At 71.9% G+C, this 6,933-nt stretch carries 7 protein-coding genes; 5 read left to right on the plus strand and 2 right to left on the minus strand.

Annotation, left to right across the window (positions count from 1 at the left end; translation table 11 throughout):
* A partial coding sequence (locus CCS38_RS01305; RefSeq protein ID WP_223731315.1) for a LacI family DNA-binding transcriptional regulator occupies positions 1-999 on the minus strand: 999 nt, incomplete at its 3' end.
* 259 nt (positions 1,000-1,258) lie between these two features.
* Here CCS38_RS01305 and CCS38_RS01310 point away from each other — a divergent pair.
* From CCS38_RS01310 to CCS38_RS01320, 3 genes are all read left to right on the plus strand, one after another.
* Complete coding sequence (locus CCS38_RS01310) at positions 1,259-2,272, plus strand: zinc-dependent alcohol dehydrogenase family protein (protein WP_223731316.1); 1,014 nt, start codon at positions 1,259-1,261, stop codon at positions 2,270-2,272.
* A gap of 5 nt (positions 2,273-2,277) precedes the next feature.
* A complete protein-coding gene (locus CCS38_RS01315) occupies positions 2,278-3,723 on the plus strand; it encodes a sugar porter family MFS transporter (RefSeq protein WP_223731317.1) in 1,446 nt (481 codons plus the stop codon).
* A 64-nt stretch (positions 3,724-3,787) separates the two neighbouring features.
* Positions 3,788-4,207: a Rieske (2Fe-2S) protein gene (locus CCS38_RS01320; RefSeq protein ID WP_223731318.1), complete on the plus strand. Its 420-nt coding sequence runs from the start codon at positions 3,788-3,790 to the stop codon at positions 4,205-4,207.
* A gap of 64 nt (positions 4,208-4,271) precedes the next feature.
* On the opposite strand, the gene CCS38_RS01325 is transcribed toward CCS38_RS01320, so the two are convergent.
* Positions 4,272-5,210: a hypothetical protein gene (locus CCS38_RS01325; RefSeq protein WP_223731319.1), complete on the minus strand. Its 939-nt coding sequence runs from the start codon at positions 5,208-5,210 to the stop codon at positions 4,272-4,274.
* A gap of 238 nt (positions 5,211-5,448) precedes the next feature.
* Here CCS38_RS01325 and CCS38_RS01330 point away from each other — a divergent pair, with 238 nt between their 5' ends.
* Both CCS38_RS01330 and CCS38_RS01335 read left to right on the plus strand, forming a co-directional pair.
* Positions 5,449-6,066, plus strand: a complete 618-nt coding sequence (locus tag CCS38_RS01330; protein ID WP_223731320.1) for a papain-like cysteine protease family protein — start codon at positions 5,449-5,451, stop codon at positions 6,064-6,066.
* 4 nt (positions 6,067-6,070) lie between these two features.
* Positions 6,071-6,901: a hypothetical protein gene (locus tag CCS38_RS01335; RefSeq protein WP_223731321.1), complete on the plus strand. Its 831-nt coding sequence runs from the start codon at positions 6,071-6,073 to the stop codon at positions 6,899-6,901.
* Positions 6,902-6,933: the final 32 nt, after the last annotated feature.

The raw sequence follows: 6,933 nt of genomic DNA on the forward strand, positions 1-6,933 counted from the left end.
TCCCTCCCCGCACCCGCACGACGTCCGGTGCACGAACGTGCACGGCAGGCGGATGGTGCGCGGTGGCCGGGCCGGGTCTTCCAGGCGGTCCAGGAGGAGTCGGACCGCCGCCGCACCGATCTCCCGGCTGGGCTGGGAGATCGCGGTGAGGCGGGGCGAGAAGAGGTCCGCCCAGGAGAAGTCGTCGAAGCAGGCGAGCGCGATGTCGCGCGGTACGCGGAGGCCCATCTCGCCGAGGGCCTTCAGGGCGCCGATGGTCATGGCGTTGTTGGCGGTGATCACGGCGGTGGGCGGTTCGGGCGCGGCGAGCAGATGGCGGGTGGCGTCCTCGGCGCCCTCCGCCTCGGAGTTGCCACCTGCCAGCAGCTCCGGCGCGAACGGCAGCCCACGGGACCGCAGTCCCTCGCGGTAGCCGGCGACCCGCTCGGTGGTCGTGCTCAGCCCCGGCAGGCCCGCGATCAGGCCGATCCGGGTGTGCCCGAGGTCGGCCAGGTGCTCGACGAGCTGCCGTATCGGCGCGGTGCTCTCGGCGCAGACCTGGTCGTGGGCGTCGCCGACGAGGCGGTCGAGGTAGACGGTGGGGACCGCGCGCTTGGTGACGTACTCGACGAGCGCGGCGGGTTCGGCGGAGGGCGCGACGATCATGCCGTCCACGCGGCGTTCGTGCAGCAGCTGGACGACCTTGCGCTCGTGCACCGGGTCGTCGTGCGGGTCGGCGATGAGCAGGCTGTACCCGGCCTCCAGCGCGCCCGCCTCGACGCCCTGCAGGATCTCGGTGAAGTACGGGTTGCTGATCGCGGAGACCGCGAGGCCGATGGAGCGGGTGCGCGAGGTCACCAGCGAGCGGGCGAGCGTGTTGTGCGTGTAACCGAGCTCGTCGATCGCATCCAGGACGGACTTGCGGGTGTCGGGGCGCACGGGGCGGGTCTCGTTCAGGACGTGCGAGACCGTCGCCACGGAAACCCCCGCGCGACGTGCCACATCCACCATCGTCGCCATCCGATGCCGTCCTCCCCGACGTGGCCGACGTGTCCGACGGCGTGCGTGATTGTGGGGAAACCGTAACGCATCAGAAGCGTCGCGTAAACGCTTGCGTAAGCGTTTACGTCGGGGCTAGCCTCCCGGGAACCGAACCGCCGCGGGACTCGCAACCCCTCCGCCGCGGGACTCGCAACCGACCGCCGCGGGACCGGACCGGCGACGGGGCACCGAGTCGCAGCACCAGCATCAGACCAGCACAACGAAGTGGAGGCGCGATATGCGCGCTGTCGTGGTCACCGAGCCGGGCCGAGCCGCCCCGGCCGACGTGCCGGACCCCCGGCCTGAACCCGGCGAGGTCGTCGTCCGCGTCTCCTCGTGCGGCCTGTGCGGGACGGACATGCACATCCTCGGCGGCGAGCTGCCGCCCGTGACGTACCCGGTGATCCCCGGGCACGAGCTGACGGGCGAGGTGATCGCGGTGGGCGAGGGCGTCGCCGCCCCGGCCGTCGGCGACCGGGTCGCCGTGGACCCCAACATGCCGTGCGGCGCCTGTCATTACTGCCGGATCGGCCGCGGCAACCTCTGTGAGGACTACCGCGCGATCGGCGTCACGCAGGCCGGCGGCTTCGCCGAGCGGGTCGCCGTGCCGGCCCGCTGCTGTTATGTGATCCCGGATTCGTTCTCCGAGGCCGCGGCCGGGCTGATCGAGCCGCTGTCCTGCGCGGTGCACGGGCTGAACCGGCTGCCGCGCCGCCCCGGCGAGCACTACCTGATCTACGGCGCGGGCACGATGGGCCTGATGATGGCCGCACTCGTACGGACCGCGGGCGCCGCCTCCGTATCGGTGGTGGACCTGAACGAGGAGCGGCTGGCGTTCGCCGAGTCGTTCGGCCTCGACGCGGCCGTGACCAGCGCGGACAAGCTCGCGCGGGGCAAGGGCCCGGGCTTCGAGGTGGTCGTGGACGCGACCGGTGCGGTGCCCGCCATCGAGGACGGGCTGGGGCGCGTCCGCAAGGGCGGTACGTTCCTGCAGTTCGGCGTCACGGACCCGTCCCGCAAGGCCGCCTTCTCGCCGTACCTCGTCTACAACAGCGAGATCGACATCATCGGGTCGATGGCCGTGCACAACAGCTTCCAGCCCGCCATCGACGTCCTCGCCTCGGGTCTCGACCTTGACCCGCTGGTCAGCGACGTCTTCGGCCTGGAGGACTTCGACGAGGCCGTGGCCCGCTTCAAGGCCGGCACCGGACGCAAGATCCACATCGCGCCGAACCGGGCGAAGAAGGGATGACGGGCATGTCCTTGACCACCGCGCCCGCGCTCGCCGGCGCCTCGCGCTTCAAGAACGCACTGATCTGGGTTTTCGGTGCCCTCGGCGGCATCCTGTGGGGCTACGACACCGGAGTCATCTCCGGCGCGCTGCTCTACATCAAGCGGGACATCCCGATGAGCCCGCTGCTGGAGGGCATGGTCGTCTCCGGGCTGCTGGTCGGCGCGATGCTCGGCGCCGGCCTGTCCGGGCGGCTGTCGGACTCCTGGGGCCGCCGCCGGCTGATCCTCGCCGCCTCCGGGGTCTTCATCCTCGGCACGCTCGGCGCGTCGTTCGCGACGGACGTCTGGGCACTGATCGTCTTCCGCTTCGTCCTCGGCATCGGTGTCGGCATCGCGTCCGTCGTCGTCCCGCTGTACCTGACGGAGCTGGCGCCCAAGCATGTGCGCGGCGGACTGGCCTCGCTGATGCAACTGCTGGTCACGGTCGGCATCTTCCTCGCGTACGTCACCGACTACCTCTTCCACGACTCCGGCGCCTGGCGCTGGATGATCGGGCTCGGCGTCGTCCCGGCCGCCGTACTGGCGGTCGGCATCATCACGCAGCCGGAGAGCCCGCGCTGGCTGGTCGGCAAGGGGCGCGGCGACGAGGCGCGGCGGGTGCTGTTCCAGCTGCGCGGGGAGGGCGAGGCGGCCCGGGCCGAACTCGCCGAGATCGAGGAGACCGTACGGACCGAGCGCGAGCAGACCGAGAGCCTGACGTTCCGGCATCTGCTGTCACCGAGGCTGCGGCCGGTCTTCGTGGTCGGGATGCTGCTGGTGTTCTTCCAGAACTTCGTCGGCATCAACACGATCATCTACTACGCGCCCCGGCTGCTGACCAACGTCGGCTTCGGGGACAGCGGCGCGATCATCGCCACCATGGGGGTCGGCGCGCTGAACATGCTGATGACGCTGCCCGCGATGCGGCTGATCGACCGCAAGGGGCGCAAGCCGCTGCTCCTGTGGGGCGCGCTGGGCATGTGCGTGGCCATGGTGGTGCTGGCCGTCACCAACCTCTCGGGGCTGGGCTACGGCGCGCTGCTGTCCACGCTGACGCTCCTCGGGATCGGGCTGTACATCGCGTCGTTCGCCGTCTCCTGGGGGCCGGTGCAGTGGGTGATGCTGCCGGAGCTGTTCCCGATGCGGCTGCGGGCCGCGGCGGTCAGCCTGTGCGTGATCTTCAACTGGCTGTTCAACATGGCGGTCGCGCTGGTGTTCCCCTCGCTCCTGGACACCTTCGGGGCGGGCGCCAACTTCCTCTTCTTTGCGGTGATGACCTTCCTCGCCTTCGTGTTCGTGCGGAAGCTGCTCCCGGAGACGAAGGGGCGCAGCCTGGAGGAGATCGAACAGGACCTGCTCCGGGGTACCGCGGCCCCGGCCGGGGCCGCTGATCCCACCCCGGTATCGTCGGGAAGCAGCGCCACCCCCTGAGAGCCCGCGCCCGCGTCCGGGGGAGCCACCCCAGCCACCCGCCCGGAACGCAGGAGTCATGACCATGAGCGAGCCCCTCCACCGCCGTACCGTGCTGCGAGGGGCCGCGCTCGCGGGCGTCGCGTGCGTCGGCGCCGCCGCGTGCTCCACGGGCGGCTCGGGGTCGGGCTCGGCCCCGAAGGCGCCCACGCAGGAGACGGAGCTGGGCGCGGCCGCCGAGGTACCGGTGGGCGGCGCCAAGCTCTACCCCGAGGAGAAGCTGGTCGTCTCGCAGCCCGCCAAGGGCGAGTTCAAGTGCTTCAGCTCGGTGTGCACGCACGCGGGCTCGGTGCTGAACAAGCTCGACAAGGAAGTGGCGACCTGCCCGCTGCACGGGAGCCGGTTCGACGTGGCCACCGGGAAGCCCGTGCAGGGTCCGGCGACCACGCCGCTGGAAGAGGTCCCGGTCAAGGTCGAGGGCGGCAAGCTGATCGCGGGCGGCTGACCCTGCCCTCGGGGGCGCACCTCCGTGCCCTCCGAAGGGCGCACCTCCGCGCGCCCCGAAGGGCTCACCCCCAGTCCCACTCGATCCCGAGCAGGCCCGGCCGTACCGACTGGTCCACCAGGTGGACGGCGCGGTGCTGCCCGCTCAGCGTCAGCTCCTGGCGGGCGGTGCGCGGCGCGGTCGTCGTCGCCTGGGCGAAGCGGCCGCAGCGCACCGGGAGCGCCGCCTCGTCGAACCGCACCTGCAGGACGTACTGTCCGCCGGGAAACGGGAAGCCGCGGAAGTACTCGGTGCTCTCGCCCGCGGTGCCGTCGCGGAACCCGTAGGAGAAGACGTAGGTGTCGCCGGCCCGCAGCCGGGTGTCGAAGAGCAGTTCGGCGACCACGAGCGGCGCTTCGGGGACGTGCCGCACCCGGCCCAGCCGGCAGTTCTCCGTCGCCCTGACCTCCATCCGCGCCGGGTCGGCGCCCTCGTCGCCGCAGTGGATGGCGAGGTACCGGTCGATGCCGTCCCGGTGCGCGCGCACCACCTGCTGCGACTCGCGGTCCAGCAGCTCGCGCCGCGCCCCTATGAGGACCCGCTCGGACTGCCCCACGGTGTGCAGCCCGCCGTCCGTGGGGGCGCCCAGGTCGGCGAGGAGCTTCCGTACGACGTCGGAGTCCTCGGTCAGGGTGCGGTACGACCGGCCCGTGGGGCGCTCGACGTCCGGGAACACCGGGGTCTGCGACTCCAGCAGCCTGGTGAGCACGCCGGCCGGCAACTCCAGTACCTCTTCCAACGCGGTCACTGCGCGGAGCGACTCGGGGCGCTGCGGGCGGCGCGCGCCCTGCTGCCAGTAACTGAGGCTGGTGACGCCGACCTTGATGCCGCGCTGCGCGAGCTTGTACTGCACGCGGTGCAGGGCGAGGCCGCGTTCGGCCAGCGCGGCGCGCAGCGCCAGGTGGAACGGGCCGGTGCGCAGCACCTGCGCCAGCCCGGCCGATGCGGCGGTGTCCTGTGCCATTGCCAACCCTCCGGTGCGCGGGGTGAACGTTCACAACCGGAGTTCACAGATCCCGCCGGCGCTGTCCGTTCCTCGCAGATCGCCGGGCAGGGGACGTTCACACCAGGGCCCGTCCGTCCACACCCCTGCGTCACCACGCATTGAAGCGTGTTGACCTGCCTCGGACAACACCCGATGCTCCTCAGCATCATCCGGATGCGTTCCTCTCCCTCTTCCCACCCCCCTCGGGAGGACCGCCATGCACCGCCCGTCCCGCCGCATACGCCCGTCCCGTCCCCGCTCCACGCGCCGCAGATGGCCCCTGATCGCGGCCGTCGCCGCCGTCCTCACCGGCTTCCCCGCCGCGACGGCGACGGCCGCCCCCGACACCGCGCTCGCGAGCAGGAAGCTGAACATCACCATGCAGGCCCAGCAGTACAGCAATTGGTGCTGGGCGGCCTCCGGAAACACCATCGCCACCTGGTTCGGCCGCAACTACAGCCAGAACCAGTTCTGCAACGCCTCCTTCGGGCGGCAGCAGGGCACCAGCTGCCCCAACAGCCAGGCCACGCTCGGTGATGTGCAGAACGGCCTGGACTGGGCCGGCATCAGCCCCGGCAGCTACGTCAGCGGCTACCTGAACTACAGCACCGTGCAGAACGAGATCAACGCCAACAGGCCCGTGGAGACCCGCATCCAGTGGGCGTCCGGCGGCGGCCACATGCACGTCCTGTACGGCTTCGACACCGCGAACAACTGGGTGTACTGGGGCGATCCGTGGCCCGACAACAGCCGTTACAACTGGGGTGATTACCGCTACTACGTCAACGGCAGCGAGTTCTCCTGGACGCACTCCCTCTACCGGATCGGAGCCTGAGGCGATGACGTACCGGAACCACAGGCGCGCCGCCGTCGTCGCGGCGCTGGCCACCGCTCTCACCGGGCTCGCCCCGCAGGCCGCCCAGGCAGCCGACACCCCCGCGCCGCCGAAGGAGCCCACCGCGGCGAGCGTGGCAGCGGCGCGCGACGCGGCGAGCGCCCCCGGCACCCTGAAGACGCTCGCCCGGTTCTTCGCCCGCGACGGCAGGGTGAGCGTCAAGGCCGCGGCGCCGCGCATCGAGGGCGCCACCGTGCCGGTCCATGTCCTCTCGCCGGACTTCGTGCGCGGCCGTTCCGGAGCCCCGGTCGCGAAGCTCGACTTCCTGGCCAGCAGGGCGGTCTCGGCCGACGGCCAGGAGGCGTCGGTGTGGACCGTACGGACGGCGGGCGCGGACACCTGGCGGGTGGTGAACATCGCCACCGGCGCCGACGAGACGGCGTACGCGGCGAAGGCGAAGGGCGGCACGCTCTTCCGTGAGCCGCAGATCGACGCCTGGTACGTCCAGCGCGGTGACCGCGTGCTGCCGCTGGACGCGGACGCGAAGCGGGCGGTCGGCGCGTCCGGGACCACGGTCGCCGCGTACCAGAAGCGGGTGCACGCGGCGTACGGGGACAAGCTGCCCGGCTCGGCGTACGACCGGCGGGGCGAAGCGGGCGGTTACGGGGAGCGTGCGGCCTCTGGGCCCGCCGTACGGAAGGACGCGCCGGAGCCGGTCGCCGCCGCGGCCCCGGACGACAGCGGCCCGCTGGTCGCCGTGCTGACCGCGCTCGGCACCGTCGCCGCGCTGGCACTCGGCGGCACGGTCATGGGGCGCAAGCTGCGGCGGCGCTGAGCCGAGGCCGCCTCCCCCCACCCCCTTACCCT

Origin of the sequence: Streptomyces purpurogeneiscleroticus, from assembly GCF_020024005.1 — a bacterium.
Classification (GTDB): Bacteria; Actinomycetota; Actinomycetes; order Streptomycetales; family Streptomycetaceae; genus Streptomyces; species Streptomyces purpurogeneiscleroticus.